Genomic DNA, 21418 nt, shown 5'->3' with positions numbered 1-21418 from the left:
TGGCGCGCGCTTGAACACGCCGTCCTTAATCAGCGCAGGTCGACCTTGTCGACGCCGACGGCGCGCAGATAGGCCGCCAGGCCACGCTCGGCGACCTCCGCAAATACCTCGCCGGTGGGAGCACCGACATCGATGCGATCGGGGCGGAAGTTGCGGAAATCCCCGCGCAACCGGCACCACGCACCCAGCGTCCACTTGCCGCCCCAGAACGACAGGCACAGCGGCTCGATTTCGCGCGTGCTGGTCTGGCCGGCCTCGTCGCGATAGTCCAGCCGCAGCACCTGGTTGCCGACGATCGCCGCATGCAGCTGGTCGATCAGGACCGCGAAATCCTCGCGATGCTGGTCGCGCCAGACCGGGGCGAAGATGCGCGTGGTGCCGGCCCGCTCGCGCAGGTCCGGCGGCAGCACCGCCTCGATCTTGAGCAACGCCGCCTGCGCGCTTTCGGCCAGCCGGGTGCCGGCGAACGCGCGCACGAAACGCGATCCGACCACCAGTGCCTCCAGTTCGCTGGCGTTGAACATCAGCGGCGGGATGTCCGAACCCTTGCGCAGCACGTAGCCGACGCCGGCCTCGCCCTCAATCGGTACGCCGGACAATTGCAGGTCGGCGACGTCGCGATAGACCGTGCGCAGCGACACGCCCAGGGTCTGCGCCAGCGAGCGCGCCTGCAGCGCGGTACGCCGGCCGCGCAGGGCGTGGATGATGAGGAACAGGCGGTCGGCGCGACGCATCCGCGCATCATCGCCGGGATCGGCGATGGCGAACAGCGTCGAACGTCACGGCTCATTCCGTCATGTCGTTTGCACGGCGACCAGTTCGGCATCCTTCGCCGCCGCACGCTGCATCGCCGGGCGTGCCAGCACGCGATCGATGTAGGCGCGAATCACCGGCAGCTCCGGCACCAGCTTGAACATGGTGGTCCAGTTCAGCGCGGTGCCCCACAGCACGTCGGCCGCGCTGAAAGTGTCGCCCAGCAGATACGGGCCTTTCTCCAGCTGGTCGGTGAGCGTCTTCAGCATGGTGTCGTAGTCACCGTACGGGCAGGTCGAGGGCGTCGCCGGCTCGCGCTGCATCGACTTGTCGATCACCGCCGGTTCGAAGCACGAGCCGTAGTACACCAGCCAGCGCAGGTACGGCCCGCGCAACGGGTCGCCGATCGGCGGTGCCAGCTTCGCTGCGGGGTAAAGGTCGGCCAGGTACATGAACACCGCCGGCTGTTCGGTGATCAGCGCGTCGCCGTGACGGATCGCCGGCACCTTGCCCATCGGGTTGATTGCCAGGTACGCGGGCTGGCGCTGCTCGCCCGCCTTGAGGTTGAGCGCGTGCAGGTCGTAGTCGACACCGAGCTCCTCGAACAGGGCGCGGGTGCCGCCGGAGCGGCTCTGCGGTGCGTGGAAGAAGGTGACGCGTGGTGTCGTGCTCATGGTGGATGCTCCCGTGGCGCGATGGATCAGTCCTGCGGCTGATGGCAGACCGCCTCGATATTGTGCCCGTCCGGGCCAATCACGAAGGCGGCGTAATAGTCGGCGTGATACTGCGGACGCAGGCCCGGCGCGCCATGGTCGTCGGCGCCGGCCAGCACCGCCGCGTGGTGGAACGCATCCACCTGGGCCCGATTGTCGGCGACGAAGGCGATGTGCAGCGGGGTCGGCGCGACCGGGCTCGCGACCAGCCAGAAATCCGCCCCCTCGCGGCCCATGCCGATGGTGTCGGGGAAGGCTTTCAATACGCCAATGCCGAGCGGGGCCAGCGCACGGATGAAGAAGGCCTGGCTGCGGGCAAGGTCGCTGCTCGGCAGGCTGAGGTGGTCAATGATCATGAGGTCTCCGTGGGCTGAAGCGGTCGTCGTCCGTCCCGATCACGGCTTGCTCCGCAAGTGAAAAACCATGTGCGCCAATGTCGTCAGCGGGCCGCGCCGGCGTGTTCGCCGCGCGTGTTCCTCCACGGCGGCCGACTGGTCGGCGACGGGCAGGTCGTGTCGCCCGTCCAGCCACCGGCCGCGCAGATAGAGCGGACGATACGCCGCGAGGAAGCGTTCCCATGGGGTAGTCATCGCCATCCCCTCACGCCGGCACCGCTTCGCCGACGCACCACGGCGGCAGCTGCGCGTGCTTGAACAACCGATACCAGTCCTCACGGTCGGTCGGGCTGTACAGATCCAGGGTGTGGATCACCTCGCGCGCGAACTCGACGCTGCCCAGGTGGCTGGCGCTGATCACGCCGCCGTCGCTCACCGCGAGCACGCTGGCGTCGTACTGATCGGCGCCGGCATAACCGGGCACCTGGCTGGCGATCTGGCCGGGCCAGTTGCCGGTGTGGCGGCAATTGTCGAGCAGGCCAGCACGCGCCAGCGCCAGCACACCGCTGTCGATGCCCGCCACCGGCGCACCCGCCGCATGCAGGCGGCGGATCGCCGCCACCGCGCACGCGCCTTCGCCGCGCTGCCACAGGTGGCCGCCGGGCACGATCAGCAGGGCCGCGCGCTTGTCGTCGAACTCGGCCAGCGACAGTTCGGGCTGCACGCTGAGCCCGCCCATCGAAACGACCGGAGCCCGCGTGAAACCCACCGCCCGCACCTGCCAGTCGCCCGGGCGGCGGATCTCGCACAGCGCCAGCGCCGCCTGCCAGTCGGCAAACCCCTCGAAAACCAGGAAATACACCGTGTCGCGCATGTCGTGCCCTCCGTGATAGAGGTACAGCTTGATGATCCCCTGCTGCCAACGTGCTGTCAGCAGGGAAGACGACACGACGGCTCCCTTGCAGGAGCCCGCTTGCGGGCGATGCTTTTGATTCGATCCTCCATCACGCATCAGAGCAGGAGCATCGCCCGCGAGCGGGCTCCTACGGGTGACTGATGCGACAATAGGCGTTTCATCTGCCATGGACCCGACATGAAAGCCATCTCGCTGATCCAGTTCCTGATCGAGGAACGCCGCGCCGGCCACATCAACGCCGAGCTTTCGCTGCTGATCGAGGTGGTGGCGCGCGCCTGCAAGCGGATCGCGGTGGCCACCAACAAGGGTGCGCTCGGCGGCGTGCTCGGCATGGCCGGCGGCGAAGGCGCGCAGAGCATCAACGTTCAGGGCGAGGCGCAGAAGAAGCTGGACGTGATCTCCAACGAGATCCTGCTGGAGGCGAACGCCTGGGGCGGCCACCTCGCCGCCTGCGCCTCGGAGGAAATGGAGGACCCGCAGCAGATACCCGACGGGTATCCCAAGGGCAACCACCTACTGCTGTTCGATCCGCTCGACGGCTCCTCCAACATCGACGTCAACGTTTCGGTCGGCACGATCTTCTCGGTGCTGCGCTGCCCCGACCACGTTACCGAACCCAAGGCCGAGCATTTCCTGCAGCCGGGTACCGAACAGCTCGCCGCCGGCTACGTCGTGTACGGCCCGGCCACCGTGCTGGTACTGACCTTCGGCCACGGCACGCACGAGTTCACCCTGGATCGCGAGGTGGGCAGCTTCGTGCTGAGCCGGCGCGGCATCCGGATCCCGGCACAGACCGCCGAGTTCGCCATCAACATGTCCAACCAGCGCCACTGGCAGGCGCCGATGCAGCGTTACATCGGCGAGCTGCTGGCCGGCAGCACCGGGCCACGCGGCAAGGACTTCAACATGCGCTGGGTCGCCTCGATGGTGGCCGACGTGCACCGCATCGTGACCCGCGGCGGCGTGTTCTATTACCCGCTGGACGCGAAGATCGCCAAGCAGGGCGGCAAGCTGCGCATCATGTACGAGGCCAACCCGATGGCCTTCATCGTCGAGCAGGCCGGCGGCGCCGCGACCACCGGCCGCCAGCGCATCCTGGAGCTGCAGCCGACCGGCCTGCACCAGCGGGTGCCGGTGTTCCTGGGTTCGAAGGACGAAGTCGAGGTGGCCACCCGCTACCACCTCGAGGCGGACGGCGCGAACGCCTGACGCCACGGCGTCGCCGCGGCCTGTGACCTGTCGCACTTGGCGCGCGGATGATGCGGCTGTAGCGTGGAAGGCTCCCCGAGCCGGAGCCTTCCATGCTGAAACGCACCCTGCCGTGTGCCTCGTTGTGCCTGCTGGCACTCGCCCTGGCACCTGCTGTCCACGCCGACCCGCAGGCGGTCGATCCGCGCATCGAGCAGGTGCTGACCCAGCTGGGCAAGGCGCGATCGATCCAGGCGGTGGCGATCTCGCCGGATGGCAGGCAGCTGGCGTGGGTGATCGAACGCGATGACAAGCCGGCGATCGAGGTGGCCGATGCCGATGGCCGTCATGCGCACGCGGTGACGGCGGCATCCGCGCCCGGCACCTGCGCCGAATCGGGCATCGCCTGGGCGCCGGACTCGCGCCACCTCGCCTTCATCTCCAACTGCAGGATCGACCTCACCAGCACGCAGGTGATGCAGAACACGATTTATCTCGCCGACACCGCCGGCCGCGACAAGCCCGCGCAACTGGCGCAATTGGGCGGCTATGTACGCGGATTGCAGTGGACCGCCGACGGCAAGTCGCTGGGCTTCCTCTACGTGGCCGGCGCCACCCGCCACGCCAGCGCGGTGGCGGCGGCCAGGCTGCCGGCCGGCGAGATCGGCGTCAGCGGGATCGAGGTGCAGCGCGTAGCCGACATCGACCTGGCCAGCGGCAAGCTGCGCGAGCTGACGCCCGCGGACATGTACGCCTACGAATTCGACTGGTCGCCGGACGGTTCGTCGATCGCCTACACCGCGGCCAAGCCACCGGGCGACAACAACTGGTGGATCGCCAGACTGTACGCCCAGGCGGCACAACCGGGCGCCGCGGCCACCGTGCTGGTTGACCCGGCCGACCGCGGCAGCGGTTCGTTGCACGGCCTGCAGATCGCACTGCCGCGCTGGTCACCCGACGGCCAGCGGATCGCCTTCATCGGCGGCCTGATGAGCGACCAGGGTGCCACCGGCGGCGACATCTACGCGGTATCGGCGCAAGGCGGTACGCCGGTCAACCTGACGCCGGACATCCATGTCACGCCATCGTGGCTCGACTGGACCGGGCCGCAGTCGATGCTGGTCAGCCAGATCAGCAACGGCCGGAGCCAGTTGGCGGACTACGCGGTTTCCGCCACACGCGCGCAACAGCAACGCGTGCACTTCACGGTCGCGGCCAGCATCGGCGACGGTAGCGCCGCGATGGCGATGGCGACCTCGCGCGATCATCGCCGCATCGCCTATGTGCAGAGCTCGTACGCGGCCGCCGCCGAGGTGCATGCCGGTACCCTGGGCGACGCCGCGCCGGCCGCAGTCACCTCGATCAATGCCGGACTCAAGCCGGCCTGGGGCAAGGCCGAGTCGGTGGAATGGAACAACGAGGGCTTCCACGTGCAGGGCTGGCTGCTGTATCCGGCCCACTACGATCCGAAGAAAACCTATCCGATGGTGGTGGTGATCCACGGCGGCCCGTCGAGCGCGGTGATTCCGCGCTGGCCCGGCGTGGGCTATGGCGCCGTGCCGTTTTCCGCGCTGGGCTATTTCGTGTTCATGCCGAACCCGCGCGGCAGCTTCGGCCAGGGCGAGAAATACGTGCAGGCGAACCGCAAGGACTTCGGCTACGGCGACCTGCGCGACACGCTCGCCGGGATCGACGCGGTGGAAAAGAAAGTCCCGGTGGACGACAAGCGGCTAGGCCTCACCGGCTGGAGCTATGGCGGCTTCATGAGCATGTTCGCACCGACCCAGACCCAGCGCTTCCGCGCCGTGGTGGCCGGTGCCGGCATCTCGAACTGGCAGAGCTACTACGGCGAAAACCTGATCGACCAGTGGATGCCTCCGTTCTTCGGCGCCAGCGTCTACGACGACCCGGCGGTGTACGCGAAGAGCTCGGCGATCAACTTCATCAAGCAGGTGAAGACGCCGATGCTGATCGTGGTCGGCGATCGCGACGCCGAATGCCCCGCGCCGCAATCGTTCGAGATGTGGCACGCGCTGCGCGCGCAGGGCGTGCCGACTTCGCTGGTGGTATACCCGAACGAAGGGCATCACTTCGTCGATCCGGCACATCAGCGCGACGTGTTGCAGCGGGCGCTGGGCTGGTTCGAAAAATACCTGCCGGCTTCGAACTGAGCCGCAGCGACGGCAGCCTTCGCTTAGAACAATTCGCCCTGCGGCGACGGTTTGCGCGGTGGCACGAAGCGCGAGGTATCGAGCACGAGTTCACGGGCGCGGCTGAAACCGTGCCTGCGGCAGGCGACTTCGAAGCGACGGCGCAGCAGGTCGGCGAACACGCCGTGGCCGCGCATGCGGGTGGCGAAGTTGCTGTCATAGTCGCGGCCGCCATTCATCTGCTGGACCAGGCTCATCACGTGTTCGGCGCGCTGCGGCGCGTGCAGGGCGAGCCATTCGCGGAATAGTTGTTTCAATTCGTACGGCAGGCGCAGCGTCGTGTATCCGGCGCAGCGCGCACCGGCGGCGTCGGCCTGCGCCATCACGGCTTCCATGTCCTTGTCGTTCAATGCGGGGATGATCGGCGCCACCAGCACGCCAACCGGCACGCCGGCGTCGGCCAGGCTGCGGATCGCCTTGATCCGCCGGTGCGGCGCGCTGGCCCGCGGTTCGAGCTTCGCGGCGAGACGGTTGTCCAGCGAGTTGACCGAGACGAACACCTGCACCAACTGCTCGCGCGCCATCGACACCAGGATGTCCAAGTCGCGCTCGACCAGCGCGTTCTTGGTCACGATCGTGCACGGATGGTGGCACTCGGCGAGCAGCTCCAGCGCGGCGCGGGTGAGTCGCCAGCGTTTCTCGATCGGCTGGTACGGGTCGGTGTTGCTGCCGATGTTGATCGGACTGATCACATAACCGGGCCTGGCCAGCTCGGCGCGCAATACCTCGGCGAAGTTGCCCTTGGCACGAATCTTCGTTTCGAAGTCGAGGCCCGGCGAGAGGTTGAGGTAGCCGTGCGAGGGGCGTGCGAAACAATAGATGCAACCGTGTTCGCAGCCACGATAGGGGTTGATCGCCTGGCTGAACGCGATGTCCGGCGAGTCGTTGTGGCTGATCACGCTGCGCGCGCGTTCTTCGGTGACCTCGGTACTCGGACGCGGCCTCTCCTCGTCCAGCAGCGCGCTTTGCCAGCCATCGTCCTCGGCCTGGTGGCGGATGCGCTCGAAGCGGCCTTCCGGGTTGGAGGCGGCACCGCGGCCCTTGTGCGGGCGGGTCGTCAGGAGCTGTTCCGGCAGGGTCACCGGCGGCGGAAAATCGTCCATGGACATAGTGTCTCGCGACAAGGTCTCAGCGGCCGCGACATGAGCGAAGCGGAAGTCCGCCCCGGACGCCGGGACAGCGACGCCTTCGTCACGGCCGTTGCACATGCGAACGCCGACGCTTGCCGGGCGTAGCGCGCCGCCTCTCTTCATCTTCCTTCGAACAAGTTATTCCGTCGAACCAAGGAGTTTCCGATGACCGCTTCGGGCCTGATCATTTTTCTTCTCATCGGCGCCATCGCCGGCTGGCTGGCCGGGCTGATCGTGCGCGGTTTCGGCTTCGGCCTGCTCGGCAATATCGTGATCGGCATCATCGGCGCGTTCCTGGCCGGCTGGCTGCTGCCAATGCTGGGCGTGGGCTTCAGCCTCGGCAGCCCGATCATCACCAGTATCGTCTACGCGATGATCGGCGCGATCGTGCTGCTGGTGATCATCGGCTTGATCAAGCGCGCCTGACCGGGTCATCCCTGGAAACGCATCCATCCGACGCGCGGTGATCGGGCCACGGAATATCACCACGTAACGGGGCCGGCAGGAGAGCGGCACGACGAACATCGGGTAGCTGCTGCACGCGGAGGCCATTGACCGGACCGCCGGCGTGATCCGGCACCGCGCCGGGATTCTCGTTGAATGTCCTGTTCTGCGTTTTCCGCACCTGGCAGCACATCGTCTCGAGTCCGTTCACTTGCTGCGCAACCCGGCCGGGCGATGTGCTGCTCGACGCACTGCTGCAGCAGCGCGTCCGCGATGATCGGGCTACACTCGAACGCCTACGCCGCATGGCGCTGCTGCCGGTGCGGTATCTTCGTCATGCCTCTCGACGCCTAGCCAGCAGGAGCCCAGCCATGTCCAAGCTCTACCCGGTCGATCCCTCGTTTGCCGCCGCGGCACGCCTGCGCCACGACGACTACACGCGCCTGTATGCCGAGTCGGTCAGCGATCCGGAGGGCTTCTGGGGCCGCATCGGCCAGCGCCTGGACTGGATCAAGTCGCCGACGAAGATCAAGAACGTCTCGTTCGACCGCAAGGATCTGCACATCCGCTGGTACGAGGATGGCGAGCTCAACGTGAGTGCGAACTGCCTCGACCGCCAGCTGGCCAAGCGTGGCGACAAGGTGGCGATCATCTTCGAGGGCGACGACCCGAACAACTCACGCAAGATCACCTACCGCGAACTGCACGCCGAAGTGTGCAAGTTCGCCAACACGCTGAAGAACCTTGGCGTGGTCAAGGGCGACCGCATCGCGATCTACCTGCCGATGATTCCGGAAGCGGCAGTGGCGATGCTCGCCTGCGCCCGGCTCGGCGCGATCCACTCGGTGGTGTTCGGCGGCTTCTCGCCCGACTCGCTGGCCGGACGCATCGTCGACTCGCAGGCCAAGGTGGTGATCACCGCCGACGAGGGCCTGCGCGCGGGCAAGCACATCCCGCTCAAGGTCAACGTGGACGCCGCGCTGGAACGGCCCGGCACCAACAGCGTGGAAACCGTGATCGTGGTGCGCCACACCGGCAGCGCGATCAACATGCAATCGCCGCGTGACCGCTACTACCACACGCTGATGGAAGGCCAGTCCGCCGATTGCCTGCCGACCCCGGTCGACGCCGAACACCCTTTGTTCGTGCTGTACACCTCCGGCTCCACCGGCAAGCCGAAGGGTGTGCAGCACAGCACCGGCGGCTACCTGGTGTTCATCAGCTACACCCACGAGCAGGTGTTCGACCTGCGCGAGGACGATGTCTACTGGTGCACCGCCGACGTCGGCTGGGTTACCGGGCACAGTTACGTGGTATACGGCCCGCTCTGCAACGGCGCCACCACGGTGATGTTCGAGGGCGTGCCGAACTACCCGGACTACAGCCGCTTCTGGCAGGTGATCGACAAGCACAAGGTCAGCATCTTCTACACCGCGCCGACCGCGATCCGCGCACTGATGCGCGAGGGCGAGGAGCCGGTCAAGAAGACCTCGCGCGCGTCGCTGCGCCTGCTCGGCTCGGTCGGCGAGCCGATCAATCCGGAGGCGTGGGAGTGGTACTACCGCGTGGTCGGCGACGAGCGCTGCCCGATCGTCGACACCTGGTGGCAGACCGAGACCGGCGGCATCATGATCTCGCCGCTGCCCGGCGCGATCGCCACCAAGCCCGGTTCCGCCACGCTGCCGTTCTTCGGCATCAAGCCTGCGATCGTCGACGCCGACGGCAATGTGAAGGAAGGCGTGGCCGAAGGCAACCTGCTGATCAGCGATTCGTGGCCCGGCCAGGTGCGCACCATCTATGGCGACCACCCGCGTTTCATCGAGACCTATTTCAGCGCCTACCCCGGCAACTATTTCAGCGGCGACGGCGTGCGCCGCGACGAGGACGGTTATTACTGGATCACCGGCCGCGTCGACGACGTGATCAACGTCAGCGGCCATCGCCTCGGCACCGCCGAAGTGGAGAGTGCGCTGGTGGCGCACCCGAAAGTCGCCGAGGCGGCCGTGGTCGGCTGCCCGCACGAGATCAAGGGCCAGGGCATCTACGCCTACGTCACCCTGGTCGCCGGCGAGACCGGCAGCGACGAGCTGCGCAAGGAGCTGATCGCCTGGGTGCGCAAGGAAATCGGCCCGATCGCCACGCCGGATTACCTGCAGTGGGCGCCCGGCCTGCCGAAGACCCGCTCGGGCAAGATCATGCGCCGCATCCTGCGCAAGATCGGCGAGAACCTGCCCGACCAGCTCGGCGACATCACCACCCTGGCCGACCCCAGCGTGGTGAAGAACCTGGTCGACGAGCGGCTGATCAAATAGGGCGGTGCCCCGCCCGGGGATGCTCCCGGCGCGCTTGCGCCGGGAGCATCCCCGGTGCATGGCGCGCGCTCCGGTGCCGCAAGGGCCATCGGACGGCCCCTGATTCGGCCATATATACGGCCATTTGATTTTTCTTGCTTCTTTTTGTTGCGACGCACTATAGTCGAGACTCCCCCCTTGTTCCGGGAACTCAGACCATGGATCAGCCGCGCGCGCAGGGTTTGTATCATCCAGGGCACGAACACGATGCCTGCGGGGTGGGCTTTGTCGCGCATATCAAGGGCCGCAAGAGTCACTCGATCATCCAGCAAGGCCTGCTGATCCTGCGCAACCTGGATCACCGCGGCGCCGTCGGCGCCGACCCGCTGATGGGCGACGGCGCCGGCATCCTGATCCAGCTACCCGACCAGCTCTACCGCGAGGAAATGGCGCTGCAGGGCATCCAGCTGCCACCGCCGGGCGAGTACGGCGTGGGCATGATCTTCCTGCCCAAGGAGCACGCCTCGCGCAAGGCCTGCGAACAGGAACTGGAGCGCACGGTGCGCGCCGAGGGCCAGCTGGTGCTGGGCTGGCGCGACGTGCGCGTGGACGGCGAGATGCCGATGTCGCCCGCGGTGAAGGCGCGCGAGCCGGTGATCCGCCAGCTGTTCATCGGGCGCGGTCCGGACATCATGGTGCCCGATTCGCTGGAGCGTAAGCTCTACGTGATCCGCAAGACTTCCAGCCACGCCATCCGCGCGCTGAAGCTCAAGCACGGCCGCGAATACTTCGTGCCTTCGATGTCCACCCGCACCGTGGTCTACAAGGGCCTGCTGCTGGCCGACCAGGTCGGAACCTACTACGCCGACCTGATGGATCCGCGCGCGGTGTCGGCGCTGGCGATGGTGCACCAGCGCTTCTCCACCAACACCTTTCCGGCGTGGGAGCTGGCGCATCCCTACCGCATGGTCGCGCACAACGGCGAGATCAACACGGTCAAGGGCAACGTCAACTGGATCAATGCGCGCACCGGCGCGATCTCCTCGCCGGTGCTCGGCGCCGACCTGGCCAAGCTGTGGCCGCTGATCTATCCCGGCCAGTCCGACACCGCCTCGTTCGATAACTGCCTCGAACTGCTGACGATGGCGGGCTACCCGCTGTCGCACGCGATGATGATGATGATCCCCGAGGCCTGGGAACGTCACACGTTGATGGACGACAACCGCCGCGCCTTCTACGAATACCACGCGGCGATGATGGAACCGTGGGACGGCCCGGCCGCGATCGCGTTCACCGACGGCCGCCAGGTTGGCGCCACGCTGGATCGCAACGGCCTGCGCCCGGCGCGCTACATCATCACCGACGACGACCTGGTGATCCTCGCCTCCGAGGCCGGCGTGCTGCCGATCGCCGAACCACGCATCGTCAAGAAGTGGCGGCTGCAGCCGGGCAAGATGCTGCTGATCGACATGGAGGCCGGGCGCATCATCGACGACAAGGAGCTGAAGGACCAGCTGGCCAATGCGCGGCCGTACAAGCAGTGGATCGAGCATATCCGGATCCGCCTGGACGATTTGCCCGGCGTGGCCGCGGATGCCGGCCACGCCGGCAACCTGCTCGAGCGCCAGCGTGCATTCGGTTACACCCTGGAAGACCTGAAGTTCCAGCTGTTGCCGATGGCCCTGGATGCGCAGGAGGCGGTCGGTTCGATGGGCAACGACGCGCCGCTTGCCGTGCTGTCGGACCAGCACAAGCCGCTGTACCAGTATTTCCGCCAATTGTTTGCCCAGGTCACCAATCCCGCGATCGATCCGATCCGCGAACAGCTGGTGATGTCGCTGGTGTCCTTCATCGGACCGAAACCGAACCTGCTCGACATCAACAACATCAACCCGCCGTTGCGGCTGGAGGTTTCGCAGCCGATCCTCGACTTCGCCGACATGGCCAAGCTGCGCGACATCGAGCGACCGTCGCGCGGCAAGTTCCGCAGCTTCGAACTCGACATCACCTACCCCGCCAGCTGGGGCAAGGCCGGCATCGAGGCGCGCCTGGCGTCGTTGTGCGCCCAGGCGACGGACGCGATCGCCCAGGGCCACAACATCCTGATCGTGTCGGATCGGCAGGCCGGCCGCGAGCGCGTGGCGATACCGGCGCTGCTCGCCACCTCGGCGATTCACCAGCACCTGGTCGGCAAGGGCCTGCGCACCAGCAGCGGCCTGGTGGTGGAAACCGGCTCGGCGCGCGAGGTTCACCACTTCGCCCTGCTCGCCGGCTACGGCGCCGAGGCGGTCCATCCGTATCTGGCGCTGGAGACGCTGGCACACGGCACAGAAGGTGGCCTCGGTTCCGACAAGGCCATCGGCAACTACATCAAGGCGGTCGGCAAGGGCCTGCAGAAGGTGCTGTCGAAGATGGGCATCTCCACCTACATGTCCTACACCGGCGCGCAGATCTTCGAGGCGGTGGGCCTGAACAGCGATCTGGTGGACACCTACTTCAGCGGCACCTCCAGCACGATCGAGGGCATCGGCCTGTTCGAGGTCGCGGCCGAGGCCTTGCGCCTGCACGAGGCCGCCTACGACGACGCGGCGCAGCCATCGGCTGCACTCGACGGCGGCGGCGAGTACGCCTGGCGCGCGGACGGCGAAGCGCACCTGTGGTCGCCGGACACGATCGCCAAGCTGCAGCACGCCACCCGCGCCAACAGTGCCGCGACCTACAGGGAATACGCGCAGCTCATCAACCACCAGACCCGCTGTCACATGACGCTGCGCGGCCTGTTCGAGTTCCGCAGCGATGCCTCGGCAGCGATTCCGCTGGAAGAGGTGGAACCGGCGAAGGAGATTGTCAAGCGTTTCGTCACCGGCGCCATGTCGCTGGGTTCGATCTCGACCGAGGCGCATGCCACCCTTGCCGTGGCGATGAACCGGATCGGCGGCAAGTCCAACACCGGCGAAGGTGGCGAGGACGAGGCGCGCTATCGCAACGAGTTGCGCGGCGTGCCCATCGGGGAAGGCGAAACGCTGGGCAGCATTCTCGGCGCCGATCGCATCGAAAGCGACACGTTGTTGCAAGCCGGCGATTCACTGCGCTCGCGCATCAAGCAGGTGGCGTCCGGCCGCTTCGGCGTGACCGCCGCCTACCTGGTGTCTGCCGACCAGATCCAGATCAAGGTCTCGCAAGGCGCCAAGCCCGGCGAGGGCGGCCAGCTGCCCGGGCACAAGGTCTCCGAGTACATTGCGCAGCTGCGCTACTCGGTGCCGGGGGTGGGCCTGATCTCGCCGCCGCCGCATCACGATATCTATTCGATCGAGGACCTGGCGCAGCTGATCCACGACCTGAAGAGCTGCAATCCGGCAGCCTCGATCTCGGTGAAGCTGGTGTCCGAGGTCGGCGTAGGCACGGTCGCGGCGGGCGTGGCCAAGTCCAAGGCGGACCACGTGGTGATCGCCGGGCATGACGGCGGCACCGGCGCCGCGGCGTGGTCGTCGATCAAGCATGCCGGTACGCCGTGGGAACTCGGCCTGGCCGAGACCCAGCAGACCCTCGTGCTCAATCACCTGCGCGGGCGCATCCGGGTGCAGGCGGACGGTCAGATGAAGACCGGCCGCGACGTGGTGATCGCCGCCCTGCTCGGTGCCGACGAGTTCGGCTTCGCCACCGCGCCGCTGGTGGTGGAAGGTTGCATCATGATGCGCAAATGCCACCTCAACACCTGCCCTGTCGGCGTGGCCACGCAGGATCCGGTGCTGCGGCGCAAGTTCGCCGGCAAGCCCGAGCACGTCGTCAACTTCTTCTTCTTCGTCGCCGAGGAGGCGCGCCAGATCATGGCGCAGCTGGGCATCCACCGCTTCGACGACCTGATCGGCCGCACCGACCTGCTCGACATGCGCCAGGGGATAGTGCACTGGAAGGCGCGCGGGCTCGATTTCGCGCGCGTATTTCATCGCCCGGACGTCCCGGCCGAGGTCGCCCGGCGGCATGTCGAGGAGCAGCAGCATGGCCTGGGTCCGGCTGGCGGTGCACTCGACCACGCGCTGATCGACAAGGCCCGCGCCGCGCTGGACCACCGCGAGCGCTGCAGCTTCATCGTCGGCGTGCGCAACGTCAACCGTTCGGTCGGCGCGATGCTGTCCGGGGTTCTGGCGCGACGGCACGGCCATGCCGGATTGCCGGACGACACCATCCACGTGCAGCTCGATGGCGTGGCCGGGCAGAGTTTCGGCGCGTTCCTGGCGCGTGGCATCACGTTCGACCTGGTCGGCGAGGCGAACGACTACGTCGGCAAGGGCCTGTCCGGTGGCCGCATCATCGTGCGCTCACCGAACGATTTCCATGGCTTCGGCCCGGAGCACATCATCGCCGGCAACACCTTGCTGTACGGCGCCACCGAGGGCGAGGCGTATTTCAACGGCGTGGCCGGCGAACGCTTTGCCGTGCGCAACTCCGGTGCCGCCGCCGTGGTCGAGGGGGTCGGTGACCACGGCTGCGAGTACATGACCGGCGGCACCGTGGTGGTGCTGGGCGAAACCGGGCGCAATTTCGCCGCCGGCATGTCCGGTGGCGTGGCCTATGTGTACGACCCGGACGTGCAGTTCCAGTCGCGCTGCAACCTGGCGATGGTGGCGCTGGAACCCCTGCTTTCCCATGTCGAGCAGGAACTGCGCGTGCCACGCGAGCTGTGGCATGCGGCCGCGCGCGGCGTGTCCGGCGAAACCGACGAGGCGATCCTGCGTCGGCTGCTGGAATCGCACTTCCGCTACACCGGCAGCTTCCGCGCCAAGGCGATCCTGCACGACTGGATCAATGCGCGCACACACTTCGTGAAGGTGATGCCGCATGAGTACAGGCGCGCGCTGGGTGAATCAGCGCGGGAAAGCGCACACGCATCTGCAACGGCGGCGACGGCCTGAGCCGCCAGGAGGACAGATCAATCATGGGCAAGATCACCGGCTTTCTCGAACACCCGCGCGTGCTGGAAACCAGCGAGGCGCCGCGCGTCCGCAAACAGCACTGGCGCGAATTCACGCCATCACTGAACGACGGCGAGGCGAAGACCCAGGCCGCCCGTTGCATGGATTGCGGCATTCCGTTCTGCCACGGCGGCTGTCCGGTGAACAACGTCATTCCCGATTTCAACGAGCTGGTCTATCGCCAGGATTGGCAGCGCGCGATCGAGGTGCTGCATGCCACCAACAATTTCCCCGAATTCACCGGTCGCATCTGCCCGGCGCCGTGCGAAGCGGCATGCACGTTGAACATCAACGACGACGCGGTGGGCATCAAGTCGATCGAGCACAAGATCATCGACAAGGCGTGGGAGGAAGGCTGGGTGCTGCCGCAACCACCATCGCGACAGACTGGCTGGAAGGTCGCCGTGGTCGGCTCCGGCCCGGCCGGCCTGGCCGCCGCGCAACAACTGGCGCGAGCGGGCCACGCGGTGACCGTGTTGGAGAAGAACGACCGTATCGGTGGCCTGCTGCGTTATGGCATTCCCGACTTCAAGCTGCAGAAGGAACATATCGATCGCCGGATCGAGCAGATGCGCGCCGAAGGCGTGGCGTTCCGCACGGGCGTCCTGGTGGGAGCTGCGTCCGATCGAGCGGACGTCACGCCGGTACACGTGTCGGTCGAGCAATTGCAGCGGGATTTCGACGCGGTGGTGCTGGCCGGCGGAGCAGAGGCCCCGCGCGACCTGCCGCTGCCGGGACGCGAGCTGGAAGGCGTGCACTTCGCGATGGAATTCCTGCCGCAGCAGAACCGTGTCGTTGCCGGCGACACACTGGCACTGCAGATCCTTGCCACCGACAAGCAGGTGGTGGTGATCGGCGGCGGTGATACCGGTTCCGATTGCGTGGGCACCTCAAACCGGCAGGGCGCGGCGGCGATCACGCAGTTCGAGCTGCTCCCGCAACCTCCTGCGCAGGAGAACAAGCCGCTGACCTGGCCGTACTGGCCGCTCCGCCTGCGCACCTCCAGTTCACACGAGGAGGGCTGCCAGCGCGACTGGGCGGTTGCCACCAGGTGTTTCAACGACGACGGCAAGGGCAGGGTGCGCAGTCTCACCGCGGTCCGCCTTGAATGGAAGGACGGCAAGATGAGCGAGCTGGCGGGCAGCGAGTTCGAGATCCAGGCGGATCTGGTACTGCTGGCGATGGGTTTCGTCTCGCCATCGCAGGCCGTGCTGGATGCCTTCGGTGTCGAGAAGGACGCGCGCGGCAATGCCAGGGCCGCCACCGAAGGCAATGCGGGCTATCGCACCAGCGTCGACAAGGTGTTCGCCGCGGGCGACATGCGACGCGGCCAATCGCTGGTGGTCTGGGCGATACGCGAAGGACGGCAGTGTGCGCGGGCGGTGGACGAGTTTCTGATGGGGGCATCGCGCCTGCCGCGTTGATCGCGCGGGTCGATGAACTGCGACCGCCCGCTTGTGCATCCAGGCCGACGACGGCACCATGCGGGCATGATCGCAGCGCACCCGGGAAACCTGATCGATGCGGCCGCGCGGCTTGACGACGATGCGATCCAGGTCTGGTATCTCGACTATCGACCGGCGCAGGGGCGGCAGCCACTGCGCCTGACCTTGGCGGCCTATCTCGGTATCGACGCCGACGCGGTGACCCTGGTGGAGGGCGAGCACGGCCGGCCCCGCCTGGATCCAGCGCACGGCTCGTCGCTGGATTTCAACTGGTCGCACAGCGGCGAACACGCGTTGATCGCCGTCGCCCGCGGGATCTCGCCCGGCATCGATATCGAACGACGGCGTCCGCGGCCACGTGCGCTGCCGATCGCCCGGCGGTTCTTCGGCAACGACGAGGCGGACGCCCTGGCCGCGCTGCCCGAGGAAGCGCGCGATGCGGCATTCCTTGAGATATGGACAGCGAAGGAAGCGATACTCAAGGCACATGGGCGCGGCATCGGCTACGGTTTGCAGCGATTGCGGATTCTCTCCACTCGGGCCCAGCTTCGCCTGCTGCGCTTCGACGACGACGATGTCGACGCATGGCAGTTGCAACGCCTCGCCATCGCCCCCGACCTGGTCGGCGCGCTGGCATGGCGCGGTGCGCCGCGCACGATACAGCTGGAGGTGCTTGCCAGCACCAGCTGATTGGCGCACTGTCTTGGATCGCCCGGCATCGCCGTCGCTGCCGGAACCGTTACTACCGAACGTGCTTCCGTCATGACCCTGCTCAGCATCAACCTCAACAAGATCGCGGTGCTGCGCAATTCACGAGGCGGCAGCGAACCGGATATCTGCCACGCCGCGCAGACCTGCATCGAAGCGGGCTGCGGCGGGATTACCGTGCATCCGCGCCCCGATCAGCGACACGTGCGCCCCTCGGACGTATACGCTTTGGCCGCGATGCTGCGCGGGCGGGTGGAATACAACATCGAGGGCAATCCGTTCGCCAAACCGCGCGGCGACTATCCGGGATTGATCGAACTGGCACGCCAGGTCAGGCCCACCCAGGTCACCCTGGTACCGGATGGCGACGGCCAGATCACCTCCGACCATGGCTTCGATCTGCGCCGGGATATCGCTCGATTGCGACCGCTGGTGGGGGCACTGTGCGATGTCGGGTGCCGTGTCAGCCTGTTCGTCGACGCCGGCAGTGAGGGCTTCGATCTCGCCGCGGTGATCGGTGTCCGGCGCGTGGAGATCTACACCGGACCGTATGCGCAGGCATTCGCCGATGGCCAACCGGGCGCGGCACTCGGCGCCTGCGCCGACACCGCGCGACGTGCGCAGCAGGCCGGGCTGGCGGTGAACGCCGGGCACGATCTCAGCCAGGCGAATCTGGGTACGTTCAAGGCCGCCATCCCCGGCCTGGCCGAGGTGTCGATCGGCCATGCGCTGATCGGCGAGGCCTTGTATGAAGGGCTGGCCACCACCGTGCGCAAGTATCTTCAAATCCTGCGCTGAAGAGCACCTGAGCCCCAATAAAAAGGTTCTTCGCGGAAGTCCGGGTAGCGGACATGAAAAAGGAACGGCGGATTCGGTAAAGATGTTTGTGTCGAGCAAACGTCCCCCCGGAAACCACCGTTCCCATGTCAGATGATAGAGCCTGCCTCCCGTTCTGGGAGGGATTTGAGGTATCCGATCTTCAGGTCGGGCAAGACGAGATCCAGATCACCTTGGTTCCCGCCAGGGACCCGCCCGTACGTTGCAGTGGGTGCCGATGCACCGGTTTGCCAGTACACGAGTACAGCCATCGGCGAATCCGTGATCTACCGATGCTGGGCAAGAAGGTATGGCTGCACGCTACCTTCCGCCGCGTGGCGTGTCCTGATTGCGGTACGCGAAGGGAAGCGGTGAGCTGGCTGGATCGCCATGCGCGATTGACCCGGCGTCTAGCCGACACGGTGTCAGCCTGGTGCGCGAAGCTGCCCGTCGCCCACGTAGCGGAGCTGTTTGCCCTGCACTGGAGCACGGTACGGGAGCTGGACAAGCGCCGGCTCGGTGCGGCGCTGGCCGCGTTGCCTGCCGCGCAACCCACGCGGCTGATCATGGACGAGTTTGCGCTTTACAAGGGCCATCGTTACGCCACGGTCGTGCTCGATGCCGATACCCGGCGTGTGCTGTGGATCGGCGAGGGGCGTAGCCGGGCCGCCGTGCGGCCCTTCTTCGAGGGGCTGGGGCCGGTGGGTTGCGCGCGGATCAAGGCCGTCGCGATGGACATGAACACCGCCTTTGATCTGGAGGTACGTCGGCATTGCCCACGGGCTAGGGTGATCTACGACCTGTTCCACGTCATCGCCAAGTACGGTCGCGAGGTGATCGGCCGGGTGCGTGTGGATGCAGCCAATGATCTGCGCCACGACGCGGCCCGCCCGCCGCGTGGTCAAGCAGGCGCACTGGTTATTGCTGCGTAACCCGGATCACCTGAAAACCGAACAGCAGATCCGCCTGGACGACGTACTGGCCGCCAATCAATCGTTGATGACGGTGTACGTGATGAAGGCGCAACTCAAGGCGCTGTGGACGGCGACCACCGCGTGGGATTGGCGGCGTGCCTGGAAGCAGTGGATGGCTCATGCCCAACAAAGCCGTATCCCAGCCCTGATCCAGTTTGCCCGCCGGCTCAGTGGCTACTGGCGCGGCATCGTCAGCCGGGTGCGCTGGCCGATGCATACCGGCCAGCTCGAAGGCATCAACAACAAGATCAAGGTCATCAAGCGCATGGCCTACGGTTACCGCGACAGCGACTACTTCTTCATGAAGATCAAAGCCGCCTTCCCCGGTAATCCGTGAAGAACCTAAAAAAACCCCCGCCGGAGCGGGGGTTCGTGTTGCAGCGGGCCGTCAGTTGCCGTGAAGGTTACTGCGCCTCGTTGAATCCGATCTTCACCAGGTTGTAGCTCTTCGCATCCGCCAGCACGCGCGCCACGTACTCGTAGGCCACGTTGTCGTCGGCGGCGATCTGGATTTCCGGCTGGTTCGGCAGGGTCTGCTGGCCGATCACGGCCAGCTGCGCCTTCAGGCCCAACTCGTCGACCGGACTGCCGTTCCAGTAGAACGCGCCGCTCTGATCGATTTTCAGATTGATCGGGCTCGGCGGGTTTTCCGGTGGCGTGATGTCCTTGTTCGGCTGCGGAAGATCCACCTCGATCTTGTGTGCCAGCACCGGCGCGGTGATCATGAAGATGATCAGCAGCACCAGCATCACGTCGACCAGCGGCGTGACGTTGATCTCGGACATCGGTCCACTGGTATTGGTCGAAAATGCCATCTCGCGTTACCCCTTCGGCGCGTCGGTGGTCATGAAGGCGACATGCACCATGCCCGAACCCTTGGCGTCACTGATGATCTTCTTCACGATCTTGAACTGCACTTCCCGGTCGGCGCGAATCTGCAACTGGGGCTGTGGTGTCAGCTGTGCCTCCACCAGCAGCTTGGCGCGCAACTCGGCATCGGTGACCGAATGATCGTTGAAATACATGTTGCCATCCGCCTTGATCGCCAGATCCAGTGGCGGCGTCTTCAGCTCCGGGGTCTTCGCCTTGGGGTTGGCGATGGGCAGGTCGATCGTGACGGTATGCGACATCAAGGGCGCGGTGATCATGAAGATGATCAGGAGCACCAGCATCACGTCGACCAGCGGCGTGACGTTGATTTCCGACATCGGACCGCCGGCATTGCCGCCTAGACTGACAGCCATCGGTCAATTCCTCACTTCGAGCTTTCGACGCGCGAACCGGTCGCGAAGAAGTCGTGCAGGTCGTGCGCGAATTCGTCGAAACGGGCATATACCACGCGGTTCGAGCGGCTGAAGAAGTTGTACGCGAACAGCGCGGGGATCGCGGCGAACAGACCGAACGCGGTCATGATCAGCGCTTCGCCCACGGGGCCGGCCACGGCGTTCATCGAGGCGTTGCCGCTGGCGGCGATGCCGATCAGGGCGTGGTAGATGCCCCACACCGTACCGAGCAGACCGACGAAGGGCGCCGCCGAACCGACCGTGGCGAGCAGGGTCATGCCGCCTTCCAGACGCAGGCTCTCGCGAGCCACGGCCTGGCGCAGGGCGCGGTCGATGAACTCCGAGCGGCTCAGCGATTCGGCCAGGCGACCCGTGGTGCCGACGGTGCTCTGCTGGTGATGCGCCACCGCCGAGGCGGCCTCCAGCGCGATCTTCGAGAACGGTTCGCTCTTGGGCTGGGCTTCCAGTTCGCGGATCGCGTCCTGGGTGGAACCGTTGCCCCAGAAGCCATCAATGACCTTGTCGGCGCGAGCCTTCACGGTGGCATTGCGGATGCCGTTGGCGATGATGAAGTACCAGGACAGGAACGACATCGCAACGAGGGTCACGAACACGACCCAGCCAAGCCAGTCGAAGTTCTGCATCAGGTTGCTGAAGCCCATCTGTTTCATGGCTTCGGCGTTGGTGTTGCCGGTTGCTGCAGGAGTCTGTAGGAACATAACGCTACCCTAGGAAAGTCAAGCGTGAACTGTAACTGTAATCGACTGGATCCGGATTACAGCGGGTTGAAGTCGAATATTGCGCTAGCCACTGAGATTGAAGGTGATCGGAACACGAGCATAGCCTTCCACTTTCTTGCCGGCCTTCACCTCGGGATTGAACTTCCAGTGGCGAATCACCCATTCCTTGGCGGCCCGATCCAACTCCCGAAATCCGCTGGATTTTTCCACCTCGACCGTCTTGGGGGAACCATCCAGACCAACCAGGATAATCAGCGTCACCGTGCCCTCATGGTGCTGTCGTGCCGCCATGGGCGGGTACGGGGGATTGGGCCGGTCGCCATAGCTCAGATCCGAACCTGCCGCGATATCCGGCGGCGGCGCCGGCGGGGCTGGCGGGGCCGGCGGCGGCGCCTGCACGGCGTTGGCCGAAACCTCGTTCACCGGCGGTGGCGGCATGGGCGGCGGCGGCGTCGGTGGCGGGTTGACCTGCTGGATGATCTTCGGCGGCGGCTGCTTC

General features: G+C 66.3%; 20 protein-coding genes. 10 read left to right on the top strand and 10 right to left on the bottom strand.

Annotated features, from left to right (window positions below):
- Positions 1 to 29: 29 nt before the first annotated feature.
- Genes B0E47_RS01515 through B0E47_RS01495 form a run of 5 tightly spaced genes read right to left on the bottom strand, consistent with a single transcriptional unit; the run spans position 30 to position 2675 of the window.
- Positions 30 to 734, bottom strand: a complete 705-nt coding sequence (locus tag B0E47_RS01515; protein ID WP_077511802.1) for a YafY family protein — start codon at positions 732 to 734, stop codon at positions 30 to 32.
- A gap of 60 nt (positions 735 to 794) precedes the next feature.
- Entirely contained in the window at positions 795 to 1427 is a 633-nt protein-coding gene (locus B0E47_RS01510) for a glutathione S-transferase C-terminal domain-containing protein (RefSeq protein ID WP_077511800.1), read from the bottom strand.
- 26 nt (positions 1428 to 1453) lie between these two features.
- Positions 1454 to 1819, bottom strand: a complete 366-nt coding sequence (locus B0E47_RS01505; RefSeq protein WP_077511971.1) for a VOC family protein — start codon at positions 1817 to 1819, stop codon at positions 1454 to 1456.
- A 42-nt stretch (positions 1820 to 1861) separates the two neighbouring features.
- Positions 1862 to 2056 carry a hypothetical protein gene (locus B0E47_RS01500; protein WP_077511798.1) on the bottom strand — a complete coding sequence of 65 codons (195 nt, stop codon included), beginning with the start codon at positions 2054 to 2056 and terminating at the stop codon, positions 1862 to 1864.
- A gap of 10 nt (positions 2057 to 2066) precedes the next feature.
- Positions 2067 to 2675 (bottom strand): DJ-1/PfpI family protein, encoded by a 609-nt coding sequence (locus tag B0E47_RS01495; protein WP_077511796.1) that lies wholly within the window; start codon positions 2673 to 2675, stop codon positions 2067 to 2069.
- A gap of 219 nt (positions 2676 to 2894) precedes the next feature.
- Here B0E47_RS01495 and B0E47_RS01490 point away from each other — a divergent pair, with 219 nt between their 5' ends.
- The gene (locus tag B0E47_RS01490; RefSeq protein WP_077511794.1) at positions 2895 to 3926 is read left to right on the top strand and encodes a class 1 fructose-bisphosphatase; all 1032 of its coding nucleotides are present in this window, start codon (positions 2895 to 2897) and stop codon (positions 3924 to 3926) included.
- A 92-nt stretch (positions 3927 to 4018) separates the two neighbouring features.
- A complete protein-coding gene (locus tag B0E47_RS01485; RefSeq protein WP_077511792.1) occupies positions 4019 to 6076 on the top strand; it encodes a S9 family peptidase in 2058 nt (685 codons plus the stop codon).
- 23 nt (positions 6077 to 6099) lie between these two features.
- Here the strand turns inward: B0E47_RS01485 and B0E47_RS01480 are convergent, their stop codons facing one another.
- Positions 6100 to 7218, bottom strand: coding sequence for a PA0069 family radical SAM protein (locus B0E47_RS01480; protein ID WP_077511969.1), 1119 nt, complete (start codon positions 7216 to 7218; stop codon positions 6100 to 6102).
- Between the two features lie 192 nt (positions 7219 to 7410).
- Between B0E47_RS01480 and B0E47_RS01475 the strand changes: the two genes are divergently transcribed.
- The 8 genes from B0E47_RS01475 (at position 7411) to B0E47_RS17110 (ending at position 19233) form a co-directional block, all read left to right on the top strand.
- A complete protein-coding gene (locus tag B0E47_RS01475; RefSeq protein ID WP_077511790.1) occupies positions 7411 to 7671 on the top strand; it encodes a GlsB/YeaQ/YmgE family stress response membrane protein in 261 nt (86 codons plus the stop codon).
- A gap of 389 nt (positions 7672 to 8060) precedes the next feature.
- Positions 8061 to 10001 (top strand): acetate--CoA ligase, encoded by a 1941-nt coding sequence (gene acs / locus B0E47_RS01470; protein WP_077511788.1) that lies wholly within the window; start codon positions 8061 to 8063, stop codon positions 9999 to 10001.
- 197 nt (positions 10002 to 10198) lie between these two features.
- The gene (locus B0E47_RS01465) at positions 10199 to 14893 is read left to right on the top strand and encodes a glutamate synthase-related protein (RefSeq protein ID WP_077511786.1); all 4695 of its coding nucleotides are present in this window, start codon (positions 10199 to 10201) and stop codon (positions 14891 to 14893) included.
- Between the two features lie 23 nt (positions 14894 to 14916).
- Positions 14917 to 16377, top strand: a complete 1461-nt coding sequence (locus B0E47_RS01460; protein WP_077511784.1) for a glutamate synthase subunit beta — start codon at positions 14917 to 14919, stop codon at positions 16375 to 16377.
- Between the two features lie 66 nt (positions 16378 to 16443).
- Entirely contained in the window at positions 16444 to 17088 is a 645-nt protein-coding gene (locus tag B0E47_RS01455) for a 4'-phosphopantetheinyl transferase superfamily protein (protein ID WP_077511782.1), read from the top strand.
- 72 nt (positions 17089 to 17160) lie between these two features.
- The gene (locus tag B0E47_RS01450) at positions 17161 to 17904 is read left to right on the top strand and encodes a pyridoxine 5'-phosphate synthase (protein WP_077511780.1); all 744 of its coding nucleotides are present in this window, start codon (positions 17161 to 17163) and stop codon (positions 17902 to 17904) included.
- Between the two features lie 125 nt (positions 17905 to 18029).
- Positions 18030 to 18854, top strand: a complete 825-nt coding sequence (locus B0E47_RS01445) for an ISL3 family transposase (RefSeq protein ID WP_217318875.1) — start codon at positions 18030 to 18032, stop codon at positions 18852 to 18854.
- A complete protein-coding gene (locus B0E47_RS17110; RefSeq protein WP_217318874.1) occupies positions 18844 to 19233 on the top strand; it encodes a transposase in 390 nt (129 codons plus the stop codon). The genes B0E47_RS01445 and B0E47_RS17110 overlap by 11 nt, the downstream gene beginning before the upstream one ends.
- A 67-nt stretch (positions 19234 to 19300) precedes the next feature.
- On the opposite strand, the gene B0E47_RS01440 is transcribed toward B0E47_RS17110, so the two are convergent.
- The 4 genes from B0E47_RS01440 to B0E47_RS01425 form a co-directional block, all read right to left on the bottom strand.
- The gene (locus B0E47_RS01440; protein WP_077511778.1) at positions 19301 to 19711 is read right to left on the bottom strand and encodes a biopolymer transporter ExbD; all 411 of its coding nucleotides are present in this window, start codon (positions 19709 to 19711) and stop codon (positions 19301 to 19303) included.
- A gap of 6 nt (positions 19712 to 19717) precedes the next feature.
- Positions 19718 to 20140 carry a biopolymer transporter ExbD gene (locus B0E47_RS01435; protein ID WP_077511776.1) on the bottom strand — a complete coding sequence of 141 codons (423 nt, stop codon included), beginning with the start codon at positions 20138 to 20140 and terminating at the stop codon, positions 19718 to 19720.
- A gap of 11 nt (positions 20141 to 20151) precedes the next feature.
- A complete protein-coding gene (locus B0E47_RS01430; protein WP_305775348.1) occupies positions 20152 to 20850 on the bottom strand; it encodes a MotA/TolQ/ExbB proton channel family protein in 699 nt (232 codons plus the stop codon).
- Positions 20851 to 20982: 132 nt separating this feature from the next.
- Positions 20983 to 21418 (bottom strand): energy transducer TonB (locus tag B0E47_RS01425; RefSeq protein WP_139351292.1); only part of this gene is annotated, 436 nt, incomplete at its 5' end.

Source organism: Rhodanobacter sp. B05, from assembly GCF_002001085.1.
Lineage (GTDB): Bacteria > Pseudomonadota > Gammaproteobacteria > Xanthomonadales > Rhodanobacteraceae > Rhodanobacter.
Note: the sequence above shows the minus strand (reverse complement) of the source record. Positions and strands in the feature narration are given on the sequence as shown.